This window comes from Sphingobium herbicidovorans (assembly GCF_002080435.1).
In the GTDB taxonomy this organism is placed as follows: domain Bacteria; phylum Pseudomonadota; class Alphaproteobacteria; order Sphingomonadales; family Sphingomonadaceae; genus Sphingobium; species Sphingobium herbicidovorans.
On record NZ_CP020538.1, the window covers coordinates 461730 to 485562 of the forward strand.

Annotated in this window: 18 protein-coding genes; 7 read left to right on the forward strand and 11 right to left on the reverse strand. The window is 63.6% G+C overall.

The features are described 5' to 3' along the window. Positions 1-15: 15 nt before the first annotated feature. From glgC to B6S01_RS02230, 4 genes are all read right to left on the reverse strand, one after another. Positions 16-1275, reverse strand: coding sequence for a glucose-1-phosphate adenylyltransferase (glgC, locus tag B6S01_RS02215; RefSeq protein WP_037463044.1), 1260 nt, complete (start codon positions 1273-1275; stop codon positions 16-18). A 49-nt stretch (positions 1276-1324) separates the two neighbouring features. Next, positions 1325-3484: a 1,4-alpha-glucan branching protein GlgB gene (glgB, locus tag B6S01_RS02220; protein WP_037463045.1), complete on the reverse strand. Its 2160-nt coding sequence runs from the start codon at positions 3482-3484 to the stop codon at positions 1325-1327. A 19-nt stretch (positions 3485-3503) separates the two neighbouring features. After that, a complete protein-coding gene (locus B6S01_RS02225; protein ID WP_037463180.1) occupies positions 3504-5969 on the reverse strand; it encodes a glycogen/starch/alpha-glucan phosphorylase in 2466 nt (821 codons plus the stop codon). A gap of 101 nt (positions 5970-6070) precedes the next feature. Beyond that, positions 6071-7270, reverse strand: coding sequence for a serine hydrolase domain-containing protein (locus tag B6S01_RS02230; RefSeq protein WP_037463046.1), 1200 nt, complete (start codon positions 7268-7270; stop codon positions 6071-6073). Positions 7271-7416: 146 nt separating this feature from the next. On the opposite strand from B6S01_RS02230, the gene B6S01_RS02235 reads away from it, so the two are divergent. The 4 genes from B6S01_RS02235 (at position 7417) to B6S01_RS02250 (ending at position 14634) form a co-directional block, all read left to right on the forward strand. Continuing rightward, positions 7417-7929 carry an RNA polymerase sigma factor gene (locus tag B6S01_RS02235; RefSeq protein WP_037463048.1) on the forward strand — a complete coding sequence of 171 codons (513 nt, stop codon included), beginning with the start codon at positions 7417-7419 and terminating at the stop codon, positions 7927-7929. Between the two features lie 55 nt (positions 7930-7984). Continuing rightward, positions 7985-8914 carry a FecR family protein gene (locus tag B6S01_RS02240; protein ID WP_037463049.1) on the forward strand — a complete coding sequence of 310 codons (930 nt, stop codon included), beginning with the start codon at positions 7985-7987 and terminating at the stop codon, positions 8912-8914. Beyond that, on the forward strand, positions 8898-11327 hold the full coding sequence (locus B6S01_RS02245) for a TonB-dependent receptor domain-containing protein (RefSeq protein ID WP_037463050.1): 2430 nt from the start codon (positions 8898-8900) through the stop codon (positions 11325-11327). Before B6S01_RS02240 ends, B6S01_RS02245 begins: the two co-directional genes overlap by 17 nt. A 97-nt stretch (positions 11328-11424) precedes the next feature. After that, entirely contained in the window at positions 11425-14634 is a 3210-nt protein-coding gene (locus tag B6S01_RS02250) for an autotransporter outer membrane beta-barrel domain-containing protein (RefSeq protein ID WP_037463052.1), read from the forward strand. A gap of 136 nt (positions 14635-14770) precedes the next feature. On the opposite strand, the gene B6S01_RS02255 is transcribed toward B6S01_RS02250, so the two are convergent. The 5 genes from B6S01_RS02255 to gatC all read right to left on the reverse strand — a co-directional run bounded on the left by B6S01_RS02255 (position 14771) and on the right by gatC (position 19341). Beyond that, positions 14771-15643 (reverse strand): hypothetical protein, encoded by an 873-nt coding sequence (locus tag B6S01_RS02255; RefSeq protein ID WP_037463053.1) that lies wholly within the window; start codon positions 15641-15643, stop codon positions 14771-14773. Positions 15644-15712: 69 nt separating this feature from the next. Then, a complete protein-coding gene (gene gatB / locus B6S01_RS02260) occupies positions 15713-17215 on the reverse strand; it encodes an Asp-tRNA(Asn)/Glu-tRNA(Gln) amidotransferase subunit GatB (protein ID WP_037463055.1) in 1503 nt (500 codons plus the stop codon). Further along, on the reverse strand, positions 17208-17573 hold the full coding sequence (locus tag B6S01_RS02265) for a trypco2 family protein (protein WP_156103319.1): 366 nt from the start codon (positions 17571-17573) through the stop codon (positions 17208-17210). The genes gatB and B6S01_RS02265 overlap by 8 nt, the downstream gene beginning before the upstream one ends. Further along, positions 17570-19054 carry an Asp-tRNA(Asn)/Glu-tRNA(Gln) amidotransferase subunit GatA gene (gene gatA, locus B6S01_RS02270; RefSeq protein WP_037463057.1) on the reverse strand — a complete coding sequence of 495 codons (1485 nt, stop codon included), beginning with the start codon at positions 19052-19054 and terminating at the stop codon, positions 17570-17572. The genes B6S01_RS02265 and gatA overlap by 4 nt, the downstream gene beginning before the upstream one ends. After that, a complete protein-coding gene (gene gatC / locus B6S01_RS02275) occupies positions 19054-19341 on the reverse strand; it encodes an Asp-tRNA(Asn)/Glu-tRNA(Gln) amidotransferase subunit GatC (RefSeq protein ID WP_037463058.1) in 288 nt (95 codons plus the stop codon). The genes gatA and gatC overlap by 1 nt, the downstream gene beginning before the upstream one ends. A gap of 126 nt (positions 19342-19467) precedes the next feature. Between gatC and B6S01_RS02280 the strand changes: the two genes are divergently transcribed. Both B6S01_RS02280 and ruvX read left to right on the forward strand, forming a co-directional pair. Further along, positions 19468-20586 carry a DUF3089 domain-containing protein gene (locus B6S01_RS02280; protein WP_037463059.1) on the forward strand — a complete coding sequence of 373 codons (1119 nt, stop codon included), beginning with the start codon at positions 19468-19470 and terminating at the stop codon, positions 20584-20586. Beyond that, positions 20583-21056, forward strand: coding sequence for a Holliday junction resolvase RuvX (gene ruvX / locus B6S01_RS02285; protein ID WP_037463060.1), 474 nt, complete (start codon positions 20583-20585; stop codon positions 21054-21056). Before B6S01_RS02280 ends, ruvX begins: the two co-directional genes overlap by 4 nt. Positions 21057-21064: 8 nt before the next feature. Here the strand turns inward: ruvX and B6S01_RS02290 are convergent, their stop codons facing one another. Beyond that, positions 21065-21457 (reverse strand): MerR family transcriptional regulator, encoded by a 393-nt coding sequence (locus tag B6S01_RS02290; RefSeq protein WP_037463061.1) that lies wholly within the window; start codon positions 21455-21457, stop codon positions 21065-21067. A 66-nt stretch (positions 21458-21523) separates the two neighbouring features. Between B6S01_RS02290 and B6S01_RS02295 the strand changes: the two genes are divergently transcribed. After that, positions 21524-22288 carry a glutaredoxin family protein gene (locus tag B6S01_RS02295; protein WP_051908055.1) on the forward strand — a complete coding sequence of 255 codons (765 nt, stop codon included), beginning with the start codon at positions 21524-21526 and terminating at the stop codon, positions 22286-22288. Positions 22289-22306: 18 nt separating this feature from the next. Here B6S01_RS02295 and B6S01_RS02300 read toward each other — a convergent pair whose 3' ends face one another. Continuing rightward, positions 22307-23821, reverse strand: a complete 1515-nt coding sequence (locus tag B6S01_RS02300; RefSeq protein WP_037463064.1) for a L,D-transpeptidase scaffold domain-containing protein — start codon at positions 23819-23821, stop codon at positions 22307-22309. Between the last annotated feature and the right edge of the window lie 12 nt (positions 23822-23833).

Below are 23833 nucleotides of genomic sequence, written 5' to 3' on the forward strand. Positions count from 1 at the left end.
TTGCTCAACTCCCCGTCAGCCCGCCAGCCGGTCGATCATATATTGCGTTATCAGGCACACGCCGCTGTCCGTCCGGCGAAACCGCAGCGCGTCATGGTCCGGGTTTTCGCCCACGACAAGCCCCGGCGGGATCACCACTTCGGAATCCAGCACGCATTTATGCAGCCGCGCGCCCCGCCCGATGACGCAATCGGGCATGATGATGCTTTCTGTGATGGACGAGAAACTATGCGTCCGCACCCCGGAAAACAGCAGGCTGCGGTGCAGCGCCGACCCGGACACGATGCACCCGCCCGCGATCAGCGAAGACGTCGCAGACCCGCGCCGACCCTCTTCATTATGCACGAACTTGGCAGGCGGCGTGACTTCGGAATAGGTCCATAATGGCCAGTTTCGGTCGTACAGGTCCAGTGACGGCACCACTTCGGTCAGGTCGATATTCGCCTGCCAATAAGCATCCAGCGTCCCCACATCGCGCCAATAGGGCACCGGTTCGCTCTCGGCCCGGACGCAGCTGCTCGAAAAGCGGTGCGCGACCGCCTTTCCATGTTTCACGATATGCGGAATGATATCGCCGCCAAAATCGCGCCCGCTGTTCGGTTCGTCGGCGTCCCGCCGCAATTCCTCGATCAGGAAACGGGTGCGGAATACGTAAATGCCCATCGAGGCCAGCGCCACGCCGGGATTGCCGGGGATGCTGGGCGGCTTTTTGGGCTTTTCGACAAAGGCGGTGATGACGTCCTGTTCATCGACATGCATGACGCCAAAGCCGGTGGCGTCCCGCAACGGCACCTCCAGGCATCCGACCGTGACGTCAGCGCCACTGTCGACATGCTGCTGAAGCATCAGCTCATAATCCATCTTGTAGACATGATCGCCCGCCAGGATGACCATATATTCGGGCGCATAGCTTTCGATGATGTCGATGTTCTGGAACACCGCGTCGGCCGTGCCTTCATACCATTGGCTTTCCGAAACGCGCTGGCTGGCCGGCAGGATGTCGAAGCTCTCATTGCGCTCTGGCCGCAGGAAGTTCCACCCGCGCTGCAAATGCCGGATCAGCGAATGCGCCTTGTACTGCGTCGCCACGCCCATGCGGCGGATGCCGCTATTGAGCGCGTTGGACAGGGCGAAGTCGATGATCCGGGCCTTTCCGCCGAAATGGACGGCGGGCTTGGCGCGACGGTCGGTCAGCTCGGCAAGGCGGCTGCCGCGCCCGCCTGCCAGGACATAGGCCATCGCGTCACGAGCGATCGGCTGATGTCTCGGTTGCATAGGGCTCCTTTCCTTCATGCCCGCGACCGCCTTCGCGCGTTCGTCGGCTTCAATGATCCAGTTCCAGCATCAGGGTCGCCAGCGGCGGAATGACGATCTCTGCCCAACCATTATCATCCGCGAAAACAGACCCCAGATTGCCAGCACCGCTGCCCCCATAGTCAGCAGAATCGCTGTTCATGATCTCACGCCACCGTCCGGCGGCGGGCAGGTGGATGCGGTAATGGTGCCGCAGCGTCGGCGTATAATGGCTGATGACGACAATCGGCGCTTCACCCGGCGCTCGCCGCGCCCATGCAAAGACGGAATCCGCAGCGGCGTCCACCAGCACCCATTCGACCCCCTCCACCTCGCAATCGCGCGCATGCAGCGCGGGGCGGGACCGGTAGAGCCGGTTGAGGTCACTTACCAGATGCTGCACCCCCTGATGCGGCCCATGTTCCAGCAGATGCCAGTCCAGCGCCCGCGCCTCGCTCCACTCCTGGCGCTGGGCGAACTCCTGCCCCATGAACAGCAGCTTTTTGCCGGGATAACCCCACATCATCGCATAATAAGCGCGCAGCGTAGCGAACTTCTGCCAATCGTCCCCCGCCATCTTGTGCAGCAACGATCCCTTGCCATGCACCACCTCGTCATGGCTCAACGGCAGGACGAAATTTTCGGTAAAGGCGTAGAGCAGGCCAAAGGTGATGTCGTCATGATGATGGCGGCGATGCACCGGATCGCGCGCCAGATAGCGCAGCGTGTCGTGCATGAAACCCATATTCCATTTGAACCCGAAACCCAGCCCGCCTTCATGCACCGGGTGCGATACCTTGGGCCAACTGGTCGATTCCTCGGCAATCGTCATGACACCGCGATGCGCGCCGTACAGCGCCTTGTTCATCTGCTGGATGAAATCGACCGCCTCGACATTCTCCCGCCCGCCTTGCGCATTGGGGATCCACTCGCCTTCCTTGCGCGAATAGTCGAGATACAGCATCGACGCGACCGCATCCACCCGCAGTCCATCGACATGATAGCGCTCGGCCCAGAACAGCGCATTGTTGATCAGGAACTGCGCAACCTCCCGCCGCCCGAAATTGTAGATCGCGGTGTTCCAGTCGGGATGAAAGCCCTTGCGCGGGTCTTCATGCTCATAGAGCGCCGTCCCATCGAAGCGCGCCAGCCCATGCGCGTCGGTCGGGAAATGCGCGGGCACCCAGTCAAGTATCACGCCCACTCCGGCACGATGGGCGCCATCCACAAAGCGTGCGAAGCCGTCAGGCTCGCCGAACCGTGCCGTCGGGGCATAGAGGCCGGTCGTCTGATAACCCCAGCTCGGGTCATAGGGATACTCACTGACCGGCAGGAACTCGATATGGGTAAAGCCCATCCCCACCACATAGGGGATCAGACGGTTCGCCAGTTCGTCCCAGCCCAGGAAATTCCCATGCTCGTCTTTCTGCCAGGATCCGGCATGAACCTCATAGATGGAAATCGCCTCACGCCGGGGATCGACATTCGCCCAATAGTCGCGATGCCGCTCATCACCCCAGACATGACCGGGATGGTCGGCCACGATCGACGCCGTGGATGGGCGCAATTCCGACCGGAAAGCGAAGGGGTCAGCCTTCAACGGCAACAGCGCGTCGTCGGTCCCCATGATCTCGAACTTATATGGGCTGCCCGGTCCGACGTCGGGCAGGAATATCTCCCACACGCCTGCGTCCCGCCGCCGCCGCATCAATCCCCGGCGTCCGTCCCATTGGTTGAAGTCGCCGACCACCGACACACGTTTGGCGTTGGGCGCCCATACGGCGAAGTGGGTGCCTTCAACGCCTTCATGACTGATGAGATGCGCGCCCATCTTGTCGAACAGCCGCTCGTGCGACCCTTCAGCGAAATAATAATCGTCCAGCGGCCCCAGCACCGGGCCGAAGCCATAGGGGTCGATCATCTGATATTCGCCGCCATCGGCATAGGTTGCACGGTAACGCAGCGGCTGGCGCATTTTTATCGCCACCTTGCCGCAAAAAAGTCCCCGCGCATCGACCCGCGGCAATGTGCCGACCTGCTTACCATCCAGCCGATATGCCGTGACCTCCATCGCTTCGGGCAGCAGCACGCAGGCCGTGAAGCCCTTGTCCGCCGGATGAACGCCCAGCGTGGCGAAAGGATCGTCCTCCCGTCCCTCCAGCAGCCGCGCGATCTTTTCCGGCGTCAGCACCGGGGCATGCAGCCCGTCATCACATTACCTTCCAGATATCGGTCGCATATTCCCTTATGGTCCGATCCGATGAAAACCACCCCATCCGTGCGACATTGTGGATCGCCAGCTTGGCCCATTGCGCCTGATCGCGCCAGACCGCATCGACATTTCGCTGCGCCGACGAATAGCTTTCGAAATCCGCCGCCACCATGAACCAGTCATGATCGTAGAGGCCCTGGACCAGATCGCGATATCGGCCAGGATCATCTGGAGAAAACACACCGCTGGCAATCGCCTGCAACGCCTGCCCCAGCTCACGGCTCTGCTCGATCACCTCACGCGGATTATAGCCGCTCGCGCGCCGCTCGTTCACCTCCTGCGCGGTTAGGCCGAATATGAAGATATTGTCCTCGCCCACATGGTCGCGCATCTCCACATTCGCGCCGTCCAGCGTCCCGATCGTCAGCGCGCCGTTGACCGCGAACTTCATGTTGCCGGTGCCCGATGCTTCCATGCCAGCAGTCGAAATCTGCTCCGACAGGTCTGCCGCCGGTATCATCATCTCGGCCATCGACACATTGTAATTGGGCACGAACTGCACCTTCAGCAGCCCCTGCACCGCCGGGTCGTGATTGATTGCTCTGGCGACATCGCCCGCCAGCTTTATGATCAGTTTGGCGTTGTGATAGCTGGGCGCGGCCTTACCGCCGAACAGCTTGACGCGCGGCACCCAGTCCTTCTCGGGATGCGACCGGATCTGGTCATACAGCGCCACCGCCTCGATGATGTTCAGCAGTTGCCGCTTATACTCGTGAATGCGCTTGATCTGGATATCGAACAGCGCGTCCGGGTTGATCCGCGCATTCACGCGGCTCCGCAGCAGCTCTGCCAGCGCAACCTTGTTCGCCCGCTTCACGGCCAGGAATTTCTCCTGAAAGGCGCTGTCGTCGGCAAAGCGGTCGAGATCGCGCAACGCCTCGGGATCATCCATGAACCGGTCGCCAATCGCTTCGCGGACCAGTCCGAACAGGCCGGGATTGCATTGCATCAGCCAGCGGCGGAAAGTGACGCCGTTGGTCTTGTTGTTGATCCGCGCCGGATACAGCCGGTGGAAATCGGCGAACACCGTTTCCTTCATCAACTCGGTATGCAGCGCCGACACGCCGTTGACGCTGTGTGATCCGGCAAAGGCCAGATTGCCCATGCGCACCCGTCGCTCGCCGCCTTCGTCGATCAGCGAGATCGCGCCGATCGCCCTGTCGTCAAAATGTCCCGACCGCCGCGCTTCGCCCAGCAGGCGGCTGTTCACCGCATAGACGATCTGCATGTGCCGGGGCAGCAGCCGCTCGAACAACGGCACGGGCCAGCTTTCCAGCGCCTCGGGCAACAGCGTGTGGTTGGTATAGCTGAACGTCTGCCGTGTAATGTCCCACGCTTCGTCAAAGTCGATCCCGTGATCGTCCAGCAAAATGCGCATCAACTCCGCCACGGCGACGGCAGGATGCGTGTCGTTAAGCTGGATGGCGGCCTTGTCCGCCAACGTCCTTACGTCGCCAAAATATTGCTGATGCCGCCGCACAATGTCCTGCAAGGAAGCGGACGAGAAGAAATATTCCTGCCTCAGCCGCAGTTCCTGCCCTGCCGGTGAACTGTCAGCCGGATACAATACCCGTGTCAGCGATTCCGCCCGATTGCTCTCGGCCAGCGCGCCCAGATGGTCGCCCGCATTGAACCGGTCGAGCAGGATGGGGTCGATGGGCTGCGCTTCCCACAGCCGCAGCGTGTTGACGCGCTTGCCCCGCCAGCCTGCTATCGGCGTGTCGTAGGGCGTCGCGATCACCCGTTCGCTCGGCCGCCAATGCATCTGGTGAGGGCCTGCCTCATCGTCATCGGCAGGATCGACACGGCCACCAAAGCCGATCTCATAGCTCGCCTCGCGCCGCTCAAACTCCCACGGATTGCCATGCGTCAGCCAGGTTTCGGGCAGTTCCACCTGCCACCCGTCCGAAATCTCCTGCCGGAACATGCCGTTCACATAGCGGATGCCATAGCCATAGGCAGGCACGTCCACGGTCGCCATGCTTTCCATGAAGCACGCCGCCAACCGCCCCAGGCCGCCATTGCCCAGCGCCGCGTCCGGCTCCAGCGCCGCGATGATATCAATGTCCACGCCCAGCGAGCTTAGCGCCGCCTGCACATCGTCCAGCATTTCCATGTTGGACGCCGCATCGCGCATCAGCCGCCCGATCAGGAACTCCAGGCTCAGATAATAGACCCGCCGCCCCTGTTCCTCATAGGTTTTCTGCGTGGAGGCGATCCACGCATCGATCACCCGGTCGCGGATCGACAGGATCACCGCGTGCAACCAATCGTGGGGCTTTGCCGCTTCTGCATTCTTGCCCAGCCGATAGGTCAGCCGCTCGACGATCTCATGGGCAAGGGCCTGCGGGTCGACTTGCCGGGGCGCGGGCTTGGGAAGCGTGGCGTTGCCTTTGAGGTTCATGACTTCGGGTCCCCTTGGCTGAATTCGAACCCGATGATTGCACAGCCCGCTCATCCGCGCCAACAGCAAATTTTGCAGCGCAGCATAATCTTCAAAACTGATCAGCACCGCGTCTCGATGATCGCCCTGCGTAGGCCTTCGCGCAATTCGCGGCGCACGGGATAGGCATTGGAAGGCAAATGCTGCGTCATCAGCAAACCGATGATTTTCTCGCCCGGATCGACGACGAAGAAGGTCGAAAATACACCGCCCCAGAAATATTCGCCGCTCGTCAGATCGGTGGCAACGCCCAGGCCAAACCCCACCCCCGCATAATCCGCTTCGCTGAACATGGACGCCGAATGACGGGCAAGGTCTCCGCCGCCGGGCAAGTGATTGGCGTGAATACTGGCGACCGTCCCGCTCTGCACCAGGCGCACGCCATCCAGTTCGCCACCCCGCATCAGCATTCGCGCGAAACGATGATAGTCCTCCGCTGTCGATATCAGCCCGCCGCCCCCTGAACGAAAGCGCAACCGCCGTCGCCAGCCGCTACGCGAACCGCGATCGTATAGCGACAGCCGCCCGTCCGGGCCGAGCTGCCACGCGTCCGTCATCCGATCCACCTTCTCCTCAGGCAGCTCGAAAAACGTATCCCGCATGCCGAGCGGGGCGAAGATGCGCTCGGCGAAAAAGGCTTCCAGCGTCTGACCGCTCAGCCGTTCCACCACCACGCCCAGCACATCGGTTGAAACGGAATAATTCCAGCGTTCGCCGGGCGAAAACTCCAGCGGCAACCCTGCCAGCGCCTCGATAAATTCATCGCCGCTGCGCTTCTGCTGAAATTCATCCAGACCCAGTTCGCGGTAGCGCCCATCGATCGCCGTCTGGCGTTGCAAACCATAGGTCAGGCCGGACATATGCCGCAGCAGGTCGATCATCCGCATCGGCTGGCGCAGCGGCTGCTTGTCCCTCCCCACGCGCAGCCCTGAAAATTCCGGCAGGACATTTGTCACCGGGTCGCCCAGAGCGACAAGCCCCTGCTCGACCAGCATCATGAAGGCGAGCGATGTGACCGGCTTCGTCATCGACGCAATCCGAAACAGCGAGTCCTCCGCCAGCGGCTCGCCCGTCGCCCGGCTCATGCCACTGACATGCGACAGCAGCACGCGCTCGTCCCGCGACACCAGCAGCCGCAAATGGGGAAGCTTGCCTGTCGCGACATAATTGTCGTGCAGGGCGTCAGCCAGCGCTCTCAACCGCGCCGCGTCTATCCCGCACGCTTCCGCTGCCGCTACGTCAACTCTGGTCGTCGCCTGCATTCTTCCTCCAAACGCGCCCTGCCTTCTCCGGCCAGGAGCGCCCCGCTTCAAGGACAATGGCGGCTACCGCCTTCGCTTGTCCATTGCCAAAGCCCTACCCCGCCCTCTATTTCAACCCGCCTCATCAGCACGGGACCCGAACGGGCATGGCCACTGGCCTATCATCGATATTTCTGGCGAACCGCCCTGCGTTGCTGCGCTTCCTGCGCGCGCGCGGCGCGGGGGACGACGCCGAGGATCTGTTGCAGGACATGTGGATGAAGCTGGAGGCCAAGGATCTTGGCCCCATCGCAGATCCGCTGCCCTATCTGTACCGGATCGCGAACAATCTGATGCTCGACCGCTATCGCTCCGCCACCCGCCGGGGAAAAAGAGAGCAGGACTGGGCGGAAGGCGCCGGTGGCGTCATGGCCGACCCCGGCCAAACCGCCAGCGTCGATGAACGGATGATCCTGGCCGAGCGTCTGCAAGAGGCCGAAGCCGTGCTGCGCGACCTTGGCCCGCGCGTCGAACTTGTCTTTCGCCGGTTTCGGATCGAAGGCGTCGGGCAGCGGATGATCGCGGAGGAACTGGGCGTCAGCCTGACCACGGTGGAGAAGGATCTGCAAAAGGCATATCGCGCGCTGATGACCCTTCGGCAAAGGCTGGATACGGAATGAGCAAGCTGGCGGCGTCTCTCGCGGCAAGGGGTCGTATATGACAGGGGCCAACCTGATGTTGCACGAGGAAGCGCTCGGATGGGTCATCCGCACGCGCGATCCGGATTTTATGGATTGGGACGCCTTCACCCTATGGCTGGAGGCTGACCCTGCACATGTGTCTGCCTATGATGAACTGATGGCGGCAGATGCCGACCTGGCGGACATCGTGCCTGCCGATCCGGTCTTTCCCTCAACGCCCGCCAACGATCTCGGTCAACGGCAATGGATGCCGATGCGATGGATCGGCGGCGGGGCGATGGCGGCGGCTCTGGTCGCCGCGCTTTCGATCGCCAGCTGGAACCGCTCCGACATCTACACCATCACCACCCGTCCCGGCGAAACGCGCAGCATCGCTCTGGACGACGGCACGCGCATCGACATGAACGGCGGCACGACGCTGCGGCTGGATCATAAGGACAGCCGCTTCGCCGCGCTGGACAGCGGAGAAGCCGCCTTCACCGTGCGCCATGACGCCAGCGATCCGTTCCGCGTCACCGTGGGCGACGCTGTGTTCGAAGATGCGGGCACCGTATTCAATATCGTCCATAGCACAGGCGCGACGCGCATCGGCGTGTCGGAAGGCGAGGTCATCTATAACCCGCAGGCGCAGGCCATCGCCCTCCCCGCCGGTCGCGGGCTGACGCGGGACGCCAGCGGGCTGCACGTCATGAATGTAGCCCCCGACACGGTCGCAAGCTGGCGTCAGGGCCGGCTCAGCTACGACAACATGCCCGTGACGCAGATCAGCGCAGACATCGCCCGGTCGCTGGGCGTCCGCGTCACCGCAACTCCGGCGGCAGGGGCGACGCGCTTCACCGGGACCATACGGATCGATCGTAACGCCCCCCGGTTTTTCGCCGCCGCCGCCCCTCTCATGGGCCTTTCCGCCGTCCGGCAAGGCGACGGCTGGCTGTTGAAGGAAGGGGATGCACCGGCACGCTGACATCATTTTCGTCGCCGCCGTAGCAATCGCAGCCGCAGTTCCTGCTGATGCGGCGGACAGACAGATGGTCAGCATCGCCCCCGGAAGGCTGGGCGAGGCGGTGATCCTGCTCGGCCGTCAAACGGGATCGAGCATCGGCATTTCCGACCAATCGCTTGCCACGCTTTCTACGCCAGCGGTCAACGGTCGCCTGACAGCGGAAGCGGCCCTGAAACGCTTGCTTCGGGGTGCCAGCGCCAGCGTCCAGCGGATCGACGCCAACACATGGCGCATCGTCCGCAAAGCGCCACTTCGCCCCGCAACCAAAGCCGCCCCGGCCCAGACCGTTCCCATCGCTGCGCCACCCCCTGCCGAAATTGTCGTCACCGCGTCGAAGCGCGACCTGCCCCTGCCCCGCTATCCCGGTTTGGTCGAGGTCGTGGACTATAACGCACTCCCCAGTGGAGAGGCCGCCGCAGGCACCGCCAGCCTGCTCAGCCGGGTCGCCAGCCTCAGTTCGACCCATGCAGGCTCGGGCCGCAACAAACTCTTCCTGCGCGCCATCGCAGATTCCGCCGTGGCCGGGCCGACCCAGGCGACGACCGGGCAATATCTGGGCGACATGCGCCTCAACTACGCAGCGCCCGATCCGGACCTCCGGCTCTACGACATGCAGGGCGTAGAAGTGCTGGAAGGGCCGCAGGGCACGCTTTATGGCGCAGGCTCGCTGGGCGGCATCATCCGCATGATCCCCAACCCGCCCAACCTCGCCCGATATGGCGGCAATATCTCCGCGGGGGTGAGCGCAATCCGGAATGGCGATCCGGGCGGCGACCTGTCCGCGACGCTCAATGTCCCCATCGCGCCCGAAAGGCTGGCGCTGCGGCTTGTCGGCTATGGCGTCAGGGAAGGCGGTTATATTGACGACGTTCGGCGCGGCCTTGATGACGTCAACCGCACCGCAACCTATGGCGGCCGTGCGAACCTCCGCTTCGCCCCGGATGAAAACTGGACCATCGACCTTGGCGGCGTCTACCAGCATATCAAGGGTGACGATGCCCAATATGCCGACAGGACGATAGGCGACCTGTCCCGCGCCTCCAGCGTCGCACAGCCCTATTCGTCCGACTATGCACTCGTAAATCTGCGGGTGGAGCGGCAATGGAACGACCTGCGTTTCATTTCCTCGACCGGATATGTGCGCAACATATTGTCCGAAAGCTATGACGCGACGCAGCCCGACACCCCAGCCAGCCTGTTCCGGCAGCGGAACCGCGTTTCCATTTTCTCGACCGAAAACCGCCTGGTGCGCGATCTCGACAATGGCCTGGGATGGATAATCGGGGCGTCCTACCTCGAAAGCACATCCGCGATCACCCGGTCGCTGACATCCTACGGCGCAGCGCCGGTGCTGGCGCAGGTGATACCGGGCGTCCCGCTCTATGGCGGCGGCCTGCCCGCGACCGCGACAGGCGTTCGCAACAGCATCCGCGAAGCCACCATGTTCGGGGAAGCCTCGTTAGAACTGGCGGCGGGACTGGTCGTGACGGCGGGCGGTCGCCTGACCAACAGCAGGCTTTCCGGTCAGGCTCTCGATCCCATCCCCTTATTGTCCAGCGCCGAAATCGCGCGAGCAGAAGCGCAGGCGGATCGCAATGAAACCATCTTTCTCCCCTCGCTGTCGCTGCTCAGCGATGCCGTTCCGGGGTTGACCGTCTATGCCCGCTTTCAACAGGGCTTCCGTCCCGGTGGGCTGGCCGTGGATGACCAGCATGTGCGACGGTTCAGCAACGACCGGATTTCAACCCTGGAAGCCGGTTTCCGCAAGGGACTGCCCGGGCGCGATCCCATCGCGCTCAGCGCCAGCTTCGCCTATACCGACTGGCGCGACATCCAGGCGGACGTGATCGATCGCATCGGGTTGCCCGCGACGGCCAATATCGGCGATGGGCGCATCTACACGGTTGAAGGACGCATCGCCGTCCGGCCGCTGCCTGCGCTCACCCTGGACGGCAGCATCATCTATAATGATAGCCGCCTTCACCGGCCCACGCCTTTCGTCCGGGCGCTGACCCTGGCGGATCAATCGCTGGCGCTGCCCAATGTCGCCAATCTGGGGGGCAGGCTGGCGATCGACTATCGCCGTTGGATCAGCGACGACATCAGCATGCACCTCACCGGGTCCGCGCGCTATGTCGGCACTTCCCGCCTCGGCGTCGGACCAGTTCTCGGCCGCAATCAGGGCGATTATGTCGATACCGCGATGACCGCCAGCGTATCGCGCGGGCCGCTTCAACTTTCGCTGACCCTGACGAACCTGCTGGACAGCGAGGGCAATCGCTTCTCGTTGGGCACGCCCTTTGACCTGCGCGGCGATTATGTCACGCCGCTTCGTCCCCGGACCGTGCGGATCGGGATCGATTTCGCCTTCTGATCTCCCGTCCCTTCATTTTCACTGACGGAACAGCCGGTTCGGTGTCGTCCCTCGACCATGCGCGCTCATCAAAAAGCCGCGATTAAAGGGAGACATCATGCGACATATTCTGGCCTGTACGGCCATCGCGCCCGTTCTGGCGGCCCTCACCCTCGCCGACGCGGCAGCGGAAACCACCATCGGTTCATCCACCACCACCCCGGTCCGAACATCAACCGTCGCCAACGGAGCCGCCGACGACCTGTCGATCGGAACCGGCGGTTCCATTACCCTCACCAGCGGAACGGCCGTCACGATCGACAGCAACAACAAGGTGACAAACGCAGGCACGCTGAAGATCAGCGGGGCGAGCAATGCGACGGGGATACTGGCGCTGCCCGGCACCAGCGGCGCCATCGTCAACAGCGGCGCGATCACGCTGGACGAAGATTATACCCCTACCGACAGCGATGACGACGGCGACAATGACGGCCCCTTCGCAAAAGGAACGAACCGCAATGGCATCTTCGTTCAGGCAGGCGCGTCGCATGTCGGCAATATCGACAATAGCGGCGCCATTTCGATAGAGGGCAACCAGTCTGCGGGCATCCGTCTCGCCGGGCCGCTGACGGGCAATCTGTCCAATAGCGGCACGATCAATGTCGTGGGCGACAACAGCTACGGGATCATCGCAAACGACATATCCGGCAATGTGACGTTGCGCGGATCAATCTCCGCAACCGGCGCGAACAGCACGGGCGCGGCGCTGCTGGGCGACATTGGCGGCGCGCTCAAGATCCAGGGATCGATCAGCAGCACCGGCTACCGTTCCACCAGCAGGCCGAGCGATACCAGCAAGCTGGACGCGGACGACCTGTTGCAAGGCGGCTCTGCCGTCACCATCGCGGGCAATGTCGCGGGCGGCGTTATATTCGACGTGCCCCCCACGCTCGACAGCGACGATAGCGATGTCGATAATGACGGCCTGACCGACAGCAGCGAGGGCAGCGCCGCCGTCGCCACCTATGGATCGGCTGCGGCTGTTCAGATCGGCTCTGCCACTGCCAACACCAGCATCGGGGCGGTCGCTGCCGAAACCTCGGGATATGGCGTCATCGTCAAGGGCGCGATCGCCGGTTATGGCATCTATGACGGCGTCGATGCCAATGGCCTCGTAATCGGCGGCCTTGGCGGCAATGTGTCCGTGACCAAAGGTCTGCTGGTCAGCGGCACCGTGACGGCAACCTCTGCCGACAGCAACGCGACGGCGGTCCGTCTGGGTGCGGGAAGCAGCGCCCCCACAATCGAAGTTTCCGGCACGGTCCGCAGCAGTGGCTCAAGCCTGTCGGGCACCTCCGCCCGCGCACTGGTGATCGACGCAGGAGCAAGCAGCCAAACGATCAAGATCAGCGGTTCGCTCAGCGCGACGGCGGGCAGCAGCGAAAAGGGGAGTGCAATCGCCCTCCTCGACTCCTCCGGCACTGTCACCACCGTCAGCAACAGTGGCAAGATTTCTGCGACCGGCGGCAAGACTAGCGCAAACACCGCCATCGACCTGACCGCCAACAGCAGCGGCGTCACGTTGACGCAGGCCGCCGCTTCGGCGACGGCGACCGCGCCATCGATCACGGGCGATGTTCGCCTCGGGTCGGGCAATGACGTCATGACGGTCTCCGCCGGGCAGATCAGCGGCGCTGTCGATCTTGGCGGGGGCAGCAACCAGTTGCGTCTCGCGAGCGCATCGACCCTCACCGGCAATGTGAAGCTGGGCGGCGCCGGGTCCGCACTCTCTCTTGCCAACACATCCAGCCTTACTGGAGCCGTCGATTTTGGCGGCAGCGCATCGACGCTAACCCTCTCCGACAGTGCCGTCCTCACCGGCGCACTGCTAAACGGGGGCGCTACCGCCGTGACGCTGAACGGCGGGACGCTCAACGCCACCAACAGCGGATCTATTGCCCTCGGCTCGCTGACGGCGAGCGGCGCTTCCGTCCTCGGCGTAACCATCGATGCAGCAGCGGGCGCCAATACCCTCTACGATGTAGCGGGGGCCGCGACCTTTTCCGCCGGATCGCAGGTGAAGGCGACGCTTACCAGCGTCGGCGCGGCGGCAGGCGACTATGTCATTCTCCGCGCCGGGACGCTGAACGGAGCGCCCGCTCTGTCTAGCGATGCGCTCCTGCCCTACATGTTCAAGGGGACTGTCGCCGGAGACAGCGCCACCGGGGAAGTCCGCCTGTCGATCGCGGCCAAAAGCGTGCAGGAACTGGGCCTTTCCGGCTCCAACGCCCGCGCCTATTCCGCCATCTTCAACGCGCTGGATAATGACAGCGCAATCGCCGACAGCTTCCTTGCGATCACGAACGGCGAAGCGCTGACCGCTAACCTGCGGCAGATGCTGCCCGACCATGCCGGTGGCGCGTTCGAAGCAGTGACGTCAGGATCGCGGGCGACGGCGCGGATATTGTCCGATCCCGGCGGCATCTACCGGACAGCGGATGGCCGTCTGGGCTTCTGGTTGCAGCAGGTGGCCTTCGGCAGCTCCAAGAGCATCGGCAACACCGCATCCTACGACATCAGCGGTTGGGGCGCGAGCGCCGGGGCGGAATATCTAAGCGGCCTTGGCGCATTCGGCGGCTCCTTCGCCTATATTCACGGCGGCGACTCCCCGAAGGGCACGAATAACAGCGTCGATTCCGACCAGTTCGAACTGGCCGCGCACTGGCGGGGAAGCTGGGGACCGCTGCAAAGCTTCGTCCGCGTCTCGGCCGCGCACATCGACTTCCGGGGAACGCGCCGGTTTGAAAGCGGCGATGTCGCGCGCGCAGCGAGCGGCGACTGGTCTGGCAAGCTCTACTCGGCGGCGGCGGGGGCATCCTATGAGATGCGCTTCAACCGCTTCAGCCTGCGCCCGGCAGCAGGAATCGACTATTACCGGCTGAAGGAAGGAGGCTACGATGAAACTGGCGGCGGCGGCGGCTTCAACCTGATGGTCGAAGGGCGGACCAGCGACGAACTGGCGGCAAACGGAAGCCTGTCGCTCGGCTATGACCTTGGCAGCCTGGATCGCAGCGAAGGCTGGATGCGCGTCGAACTGGAGGGCGGCCGCCGCCAGATCATCGGCGGATCGCTGGGTTCAACGGTCGCGCGTTTTGCCGGCGGGCAGGCCTTTACCCTGGTCGCGGAAGATCGGACCAATGGCTGGACCGGCCGTGCCCGGCTGATCGGCGGCACCGACAGCTTCCGGGTTGGCGGCGAATTCAGCGCCGAAGAACAGCAGGATCATGTCGCTATCGCATTAAGGGCGACGGTTAACTTCATCCTGTGACGTCTGACTGATGAAAAGCTGGCGGGCACACCCCACGACCCTCCTGGTCCGCCAGCCCTGCCATGAGGCGGTCCCGCCCCCCGGGATCGCCTTGTGGGTGGGACGCCGCTTGCTCCTCAGGCGGCGTCCCCTTTCTTTACGGATGGACGGCGAAGTCGAAAATGCGCGCCGATCCGGTGCCATTGCCCCACATGCCGGGGCCAGCCCCCGCGCTCACCGAATAGAGAAAGCCATATTCGCCTGCTGTCAGGTCGGCCTTCGGCATCACCTTGAACACGCCCGGCGTCACCTGCTCATAATCGAAAGCGATACGGTCCCGATCCATCACCCCGGCCTTCGCTCCGGCCAGGTTCATGCTGCCCACGCGCGTTTCGCGCCGGTCCTTCTTCACGTCGAACCGGATGAGCGTGAACTCGTTGGGGGATGTGATCGCGCTCGCTGGGCCGGACAGCCAAAGTGATGGCGACCCAGCCTGCGACAGGCCGCGCGTCGCTTCATCGAAATAGAAATAGAATGTGGGTCGCCCATGCTTGGTCCGCACGCGCGCAGTGACGTTCGGGATCACCGCCTTGATGCTGAGCGACGCGATCCCGCCGGTAAAGGCATAGCCCAATATCCCGCCGGTCTTGCTCTGGTTCGACGTCGTCGGATCGATCCGCACCATGCGCGGGCCGCTGAGCAGGTAAAGACCCGACGGATGCGGCGCCAGCGGGTCGGGCGAATCCGCGGAGAAGGCGGCCTTTGCCGAAACCGCTCCCTGCGATCCGGACTCGATCATCGCCGCAATCACCGGCCCCGGCACGCCCCGTTTCTTGAGCGCGATCAGATCGTCGGTGGACAAGGCATAATGGCCCGCCGAAGCACGTATCTTGGCGATGACCGCATCATCGCCCAGCCCCGCCTGAACCAGCGCAACGACCATGTCATTGGTCAGCGTTTCGGCCGTGGCCGCGACGGGCAGCGCAGCCGCCATCATGGCGAGCGCCACCAAAACCCTGCGTGCCTTCATGTCTGATCCCCCGATTACCGGAAGCCCCCGCTTCCGGCCATGTCGGGGGTTTAGACAGCCCGTTCCGATTTAGGCAAGCGCCTTGCGGACCAGTTCGTTGACGACCTGCGGATTGGCCTTGCCCTGCATGGCCTTCATCGTCTGTCCCACGAAGAATCCGAACAGCGCTTCCTTGCCCGCCTTATACTGTTCCACCTTGTCGCCATTGTCGGCCAGCACCTTGGCCACCGCCGCCTCGATCGCGCCGGTGTCGCTGGTCTGCTTCAGGCCCTTTTCTTCCACGATCTTGGGCGCACGCTCGCCGGTTTCGAGCATGATCTCGAACACCTGTTTGGCGATGGTGCCGCTGATCGTGCCGTCCGCAACCAGCGCCAGCAATTCCGCGCCCTCTTCTGGGCCGACCGGGCTGTCCTCCAGGCTCTTGCCCAGACGATTAAGCGCGCCATACAGTTCCGACAGCAGCCAGTTGGCCGAAGCCTTCGCAACCTCGCCCTCGCTCTTCTTCTGGATGCGCGCACCTTCGGCCAGCAGCGCCTCGAACCAACGGGCGGTATCGGCATCCGCGGTCAGAGTGGCGGCGTTGTAGGGCGAAAGGCCAAGCTGCTGCTCATAGCGGCGGCGCTTGGCGTCCGGCAGTTCGGGCAGCGACTGGCGGCATTCCTCCAGAAACGCGTCGTCCAGTTCCAGCGGCAGCAGATCCGGGTCGGGGAAATAGCGATAGTCATGCGCGTCTTCCTTCGACCGCATCGACCGCGTTTCATTCCTGTCCGGGTCATACAGGCGCGTTTCCTGCACGATCTTGCCACCGGCCTCCAGCACATCGACCTGACGGCTGGCTTCATGTTCGACCACCGCCATGACGAAACGGACCGAATTGACGTTCTTCGTCTCGGTACGCGTGCCAAATTCCTCGCCCGGCTTGCGGACCGAAACATTGACGTCGGCGCGCATCGAACCCTGGTCCATATTGCCGTCGCACGATCCCACATAGCGCAGGATCGTCCGTAGCTTCGCCAGATAAGCCCCAGCTTCGGCAGGCGAACGCATGTCCGGTTTCGACACGATCTCCATCAGCGCGACGCCAGAGCGATTGAGGTCGACATAGGAACTGGTGGGATGCTGGTCGTGCATCAGCTTGCCCGCATCCTGCTCGACATGGATACGCTCGATGCCGATCCGCTTGGTCACGGCGTCCGGGTTCTTCTCGTCCAGGCTGATCTCGATCTCGCCTTCGCCCACCAGCGGGTGATAAAGCTGGCTGATCTGATAACCCTGCGGCAGATCGGCGTAGAAATAATTCTTGCGATCGAAGCGCGACCATTTGTTGATCTTGGCGTCAATCGCCATACCCGTCCGCACCGCCTGACGGATGCACTCACGGTTCGGCACCGGCAGCATGCCGGGCATGGCCGCATCGACCAGCGAAACCTGCGTGTTCGGCTCCGCGCCGAAGGCCGTGGCCGCGCCGGAAAAGAGCTTCGCCTGGCTCGTCACCTGCGCATGGACCTCCAGGCCGATCACGACCTCCCACTCGCCGGTTGCGCCCTGAATGCGATAGGTTGATTCAGTCATTTCTCACGCTTCCAGTATCTGCTTGCGGGCCAAACATTGCCTCGTGGAAAGTCTCAAATACCCACGGCACTTCAAAGGCGACCCGGCTCACGGTGTTTTTCTCAGCCGCTTCACTACCGCCCATGCCCGCACCGATGCCTAAAACTTGCACCTTGAGTCCCGCTCCAGCCTCATTCGAATGCTTTACTGTAACGGCAACATCGAAGGACACGTTCTTAGGCATTTGATACTTGAACGAGCCGGCGATGCCTTTTGGCGCTCTAACCCCGGCATTCGTAATACCCGTCGAGATAGCCCGCAGCGTCGATGTCACGAACGCAGAAAGCTCTTCGCTATCAACCTCGTTTTCAACGCTCACCACCACTTCTCCGGCCGCGCCGTGAAGCCTGCACGCTCCTCGATAGCGAGGCCCGCGTTCAGGACGGTCTGCTCGTCCAGCGCCTTGCCGATAATCTGCAAGCCCAGCGGCAACCCCTGCGCATCCAACCCGCCCGGCACCGCCATCGCAGGCAACCCGGCCAGCGAAGCCGGAACCGTGAAAACGTCGTTCAGATACATCGCCAACGGATCAGCCTGCTTCTCACCCAGCGCAAAGGACGCGCTCGGCGCGGTCGGCGTCAGCAGCAGGTCGCACCTCTCGAATGCTTTGCTAAAATCGCGGGCGATCAGCGCGCGGACCTTCTGCGCCTGCGTGTAATAGGCGTCGTAGAAGCCCGCCGACAGCACATAGGTGCCGATCATGATGCGGCGCTTGACCTCCGGCCCGAAACCGGCGGCGCGGGTCGCGGCATACATGTCCTGCAACCCAGCCCCATCCGGCAAGTCACGCTGGCCATACCGCACGCCATCATAGCGCGCGAGGTTCGACGAAGCCTCCGCCGGCGCGATGATATAGTAAGTCGGCAACGCATATTTGGTGTGCGGCAGCGACACCTCGACCACCTCGGCGCCCGCATCCTTCAGCCATTCGACCCCTCGATCCCACATGGCTGAAATTTCCGCATTCAAACCGTCAGGACGATATTCCTTGGGAATACCGACCTTCTTGCCCTTGAGATCGCTGGAGAGATTGGCCTCCCACTGCGGCACGGCCAGATCCAGCGAGGTCGAATCCTTGGGATCAAAGCCCGCCATGGTTTCCAGCAGGATCGCATTGTCCCGCACCGTCCGCGCCATCGGCCCGGCCTGATCGAGCGAGCTTGCGAACGCCACGATGCCCCAGCGCGAGCAGCGGCCATAGGTCGGCTTGATACCCGAAATGCCAGTGAAGGCCGCAGGCTGCCGGATCGAGCCGCCCGTATCCGTCCCCGTCGCCGCCGGGCACAACCGCGCCGAAATCGCCGCCGAAGACCCGCCCGAAGACCCGCCCGGCGCCAGCGCGGCATTGTCGCCGCCGCCACGCCGCCAGGGCGAAATCACATTGCCGAAATAGCTCGTCTCGTTCGACGAACCCATGGCGAACTGGTCAAGGTTCAGCTTGCCCAGCATCCCCGCGCCCGCGTCCCACAGTTTCTTGGACACCGTGGACTCATAGGTCGGCGTGAACCCTTCCAGCATGTGGCTGGCGGCAGTCGTCTGCACGCCTTCGGTGCAGAACAGGTCTTTCATGCCGATCGGCACGCCCGAAAGCGGCTTCAACGCCTCGCCCGCAGCCTTCGCCTTGTCGGCCGCGTCGGCAGCTTCCAGCGCCTTTTCCGGCGTCTCGACGATAAAGGCGTTCAGCGCCTTGGCGGCAGCGACATTGGCGTTGAACGCCTCCGCCACTTCGCGCGCCGAAAAATCGCCCGCGCGAAAGCCGTCGCGAATTTCCGCAACCGTCAGGTCAGTCACATTGCTCATTATTCAATCACCTTGGGCACCGCGAAAAAGCCATGTTCGGCCTGCGGCGCATTCGCCAGCACCTTGTCGCGCACATTGCCGTCAGTGACGGCATCCTCACGCAGACGCTGGTGGTTGGGGATGACGGCGGTCATCGGCTCGACGCCGGTCACGTCCACCTCGCCCAGTTGCTCCACCCACCCAAGGATGTTGTTGAGTTCGGGCACCATCGCCTCGGCTTCGGCATCCGTCACCGAAATGCGCGAAAGGCTGGCGATCTTCTTTACGGTCTGAAGGTCTATCGACATGGGCCGCCGCTACCACCCGCTCACGCCCGCTTCAAGTCCGCACTTGCGTGTCCCCTGCGCCTGCGCCAGACAAGCGCCGCCAGAGGCGCGGATCGGGGCCGCGTCGAAGTGACGGAGAGCAAAGTCTTGGCCCGCAAATTCCTGTATGTCGTCGCCGGCCTGATCGTGCTGGTCCTTGCGGCATTGCTGGTCTACCGCATCTGGGGCATGGCATTGATCCGCGCGGTCATGGTGCCGCGCGAAGCCTTTGCCCCGCTCGCACCCCTGCCCGCCAACGCCTATGACGATCCAAAGATGTGGATCGCCCGTCCCGACATCACCCGCGACAATCCCGCCCTGTGGAAGCCCGCAGGCGTCAAGGATGCGCCGGTCGCGCAAAAGGCCGCCATCTTCTTCATCCACCCCACATCCTACATCACCACGCTGGGCGACGCGCACTGGAACATGCGCCTTGATGACAAGGACGCGCTCTCGACCGCGCGCCGCTTCGTTCAGGGGCAGGCCAGCGCCTTCAATGCGGTCGGCGATATCTGGGTTCCCCGCTACCGCCAGGCCAATTACGGCGCGTTCCTGACGCAGGAACCCGCTTCGGACCAGGCGCTTGCCGCCGCCTATCGCGACGTCGCCCAGGCCTTCGCCGCGTTCCTGAAAGCCAATCCCACCGGTCCCCTGATCCTCGCCGGTCACAGCCAGGGATCGCGTCACCTCCTGCAACTGCTGCGTCAACAGGTGGCCGACAAGCCCGTCGCCGCGCGCGTCGCCGCCGTCTACGCCGTGGGCTGGCCCGTGTCGGTCGAAGCCGACCTGCCCGCGCTCGGCCTCCCCGCATGCGCCCGCCGCGACCAGTCGCACTGCATCGTCAGCTGGCAAAGCTATGCCGAACCGGCCGACCCGTCGCCGATCATTGAGACGTTTGAGCGGCGCAACGGCTATACCGGCAAGCCGCGCAAGGGCACGCACATGCTTTGCACCAACCCGATAACCGGGGCCTTCAACGGAGCCGCCCCGGCCAGCGCCAATCGCGGCACCCTCGACAGCCGCGACGAAGCCAGGCCGCCGCGCCTGCTGACCGGCGTCGTGCCCGCGCGCTGCGACACCAGCGGCATCCTGATGATCGGGGAGCCGGTGGACATGGGGCCTTTCACCCTGCCCGGCAACAACTACCACGTGTATGACTATAGCCTCTTCTGGGGCGATGTGCGGGAAGATGCGCGCCAGCGCCTCACGGCATTTCTGGCCTCGTGACGACGCTCCTCACCGCCGATCGCGCCGCCTTTCGCGAAGCTCTGCCTCAGGGTGGCCGCCTGCTCGGCATGGACGTCGGCGCCAAGACGATCGGTCTTGCGCTTTGCGACGCTGGCTGGTCGATCGCCAGCCCGGCGCATACCGTTTCACGCGGCAAGTTCGGCAAGGACAAGATCGCCCTCGCCGCCTTCATGGAACAGCAGCAGGTGAAAGGCGTCGTCATCGGCCTGCCCCTCAACCTCGACGGCAGCGAAAGTCCGCGCAGCCAGGCCAGCCGCGCCTTCGCCCGCAATATCGCGGACCTTGGCCGCCCGATCTTCCTCTGGGACGAACGCTGGTCGACCCAGGCCGTCACCCGCACCCTGCTGGAAGCCGACGCCAGCCGCGCGCGCCGGGGCGAATTGGTGGATAAGCTCGCGGCCAGCTACATCTTGCAAGGCGCCATCGACGGCCTGATGGCCGGATTTTAGCGCCCGCCTTACGCCTCAAATGCCGAGATAATCGGACACGGTCCATTATCGGACGCATGGCAGGCGCTCGCCAGCCGCCGCAGCGAATCCCGCGCCGCTTCCAACTCCGCAATCCTTTCGTCCAGCGCCGCCAGCCGTTCCGCCGCCAGTTCCCGCCCTCGCGCCCGGTCCTCGCCAGCGTCCAGCCGCAAAAGCTCACCAATCTGCTCCAGCGTGAAACCGGCCCCCTGCGCCGACCGGATGAAGCGCAGACGCCGCACATCGTCTTCGTCGTAACGCCGCACGCCGCCACCTGTGCCCGTCCGCTCCGGCGTCCCCAGCAAATCCCTGCGCTGGTAAAAGCGCACCGTCTCGACGCCGACGCCTCCCGCGCGGGCCAGACCAGAAATCGTCATCGCCATACTTGACTCCGTACCATGGTACGCACCCCATATAGGTGGCATCGGATCACGAACACAGGCCAAGCCATGACTTCCTCCGCCGCATCAAGCAGCGCCACACGCCCCACAGCGCAACTCTATCGCATGGTGATGCCCGGCCATATCTGCCCCTATGGCCTCAAGGCACGCTGGCTGCTCCGCCGGAAAGGTTATGAGGTGGAGGATCACTGGCTCACCACGCGCGAACAGACGGACGCATTCAAGGCCGCGCATGACGTCAAGACGACGCCGCAAATCTTCATCGGCGGCGAAAGGATCGGCGGCCATGACGAACTGCGCCGTCATTTCGGCCTCCACGTCGCCGATCCCGACGCGACCAGCTATACGCCCGTCCTGGCCGTATTTGCGGTCGCGGCGCTGCTCGCGCTGTCGCTGGGCTGGCTGACCGCGATGCCGCTGGCCAGCATCATGACGGTCGAACATTTCATCGCTATCAGCATGATGCTGCTCGCCATGCTGAAACTGCAGGATGTGGATCGCTTCGCCACCATGTTCCTGAACTATGATCTGCTCGCAAGCCGCTTCGTGCCCTACGGCCGGATCTACCCTTTCCTGGAACTGGGCGCGGGCGCGCTGATGCTGACGGGACTGCTCAACTGGCTATCCATTCCGGTCGCCCTGTTCATCGGCGGGATCGGCGCGGTTTCGGTGTTCAAGGCGGTCTATATCGACAAGCGGGAACTGAAATGCGCCTGCGTCGGCGGCAGCAGCAACGTGCCCCTGGGCTTCGTGTCTCTGACGGAAAATCTCATGATGGTCGCGATGGCGCTGTGGATGCTGGCAGGCGGCTGATCGTCCGCCAGCGCCGCATCACATGCCGTCGCGCTCGTACACATCGGGCAGGAACTGGACGCCTTGTCCGCTCGGCACCGCAGTCAGATAGGTCAGATAAACCGGCACCGGCTGGGGCAGCGGCACATGCTGCTCCGGCTCGCTGCTCTCCGCCGCCAACGGCTTCCCAAAGAACCAGCGCCCCAGCCGCTGCGCATCCTCCAGCCGCACGCAGCCATTGCTGAAATGCCGCGCCGGTTTGGCCAGCAGGTCGCGTGAAGGCGTGTCGTGCAGGTATATGCCAAGGTCGTTGGGGAACATGAACTTCACCTTCCCCATGGCGTTCGATCCGCCCGGCAACTGCCGCACGCGCAACTGCCGCCGCCCGTCGGCCACCGCCTGCCAGTCGATCTCGGACTCATTCAGCCGCCTTGCACTCGCGCTCCAGTCCGACAGCGCCTCATAATTCAGCTCGCTGAGCGACGCCCCGTCCAGGATGCGGCGCGACAGCCTGCGCTCGACCAGATCGGTAGGGACATTCCAGTATGGATTGAGCGTCGCATAGCGAATCATGCCCGCCATCATCGGCGTCTGGCTTTCCTTCGCGCCAGCCACGACCTTCATCGTGCCGTCCTGCCGCCCGCCGCTATAGTACCAGAGCCGCGCCGACGCCGCATCGACCACGACATGCCGCACCCACGGCCCCGGCAGCAATCGCGCCCGATCGAGGTTGAGCGCAAGCATCCGGTCATACCATGCAAAGGGCCGGTTGAGCGCCTCGATCGTCTGCGGCCCCGCCACGCCGTCCGCCTTCAGGCCATGATCAGCCTGAAACGATCGAACTTTTGCAACCAGCGCCTTGTCATAGGAAGATCCTTCCAACAGGCCCAGCCGCCGGCGCAACATGGTCGCGCCCTGCCCCTTCATCCCCGGCCGCAGCTTGACGTCGCCGGAGACGGCGACATCGGGAAGGTCGGCCCAACGCACGCGGAAATTCACCCACGCGGTGCGCAGTTCCTTGTAGAACGGGCTCATCCAGCCGATTTGCCGGACATAGTCGGTGAAGGAAGAGGCGACAGCCGCCGCCCGCAATATCTCGGCAGGATCGTCGTCGCGCGGCTGCACCTCGGGGTCCAGATAGCGCATCTTCACCCGCTTCGTCGGTCGCCGCATATCGCGGACCAGCGCGGCAAAGGATTTGGACAGCGCCAGATCAGCGCGCGCCAGCAGTCGAGGATCGCCGCCGCTCGACCTCGCCTCCTCAACCAGATTTTCCAGCTCGCGCAGGTCGTAGTTTTTGGGATTAAGGCCATCGATCCGCGATGTGCGGATCAGGTCCAGCAGAATGTCTGCCTGCTTCCCTATATCCCTCTCATCGACCCAAAGCGGCCAATAGCCGCGCGGCGCATAAAAGTCGCGCAGCCTGCCACCAACGGACGCACGAATTTCCGCGCCGACGCTCGAACGCGCGCCGTCCTGCACGGCTTCCGGCGGCGCTTCCGACTGGGCGAAAGCCGATGCGGGCAACCCTGCAGCAAGAAGCCCCGCGACCATCACACTATCAAG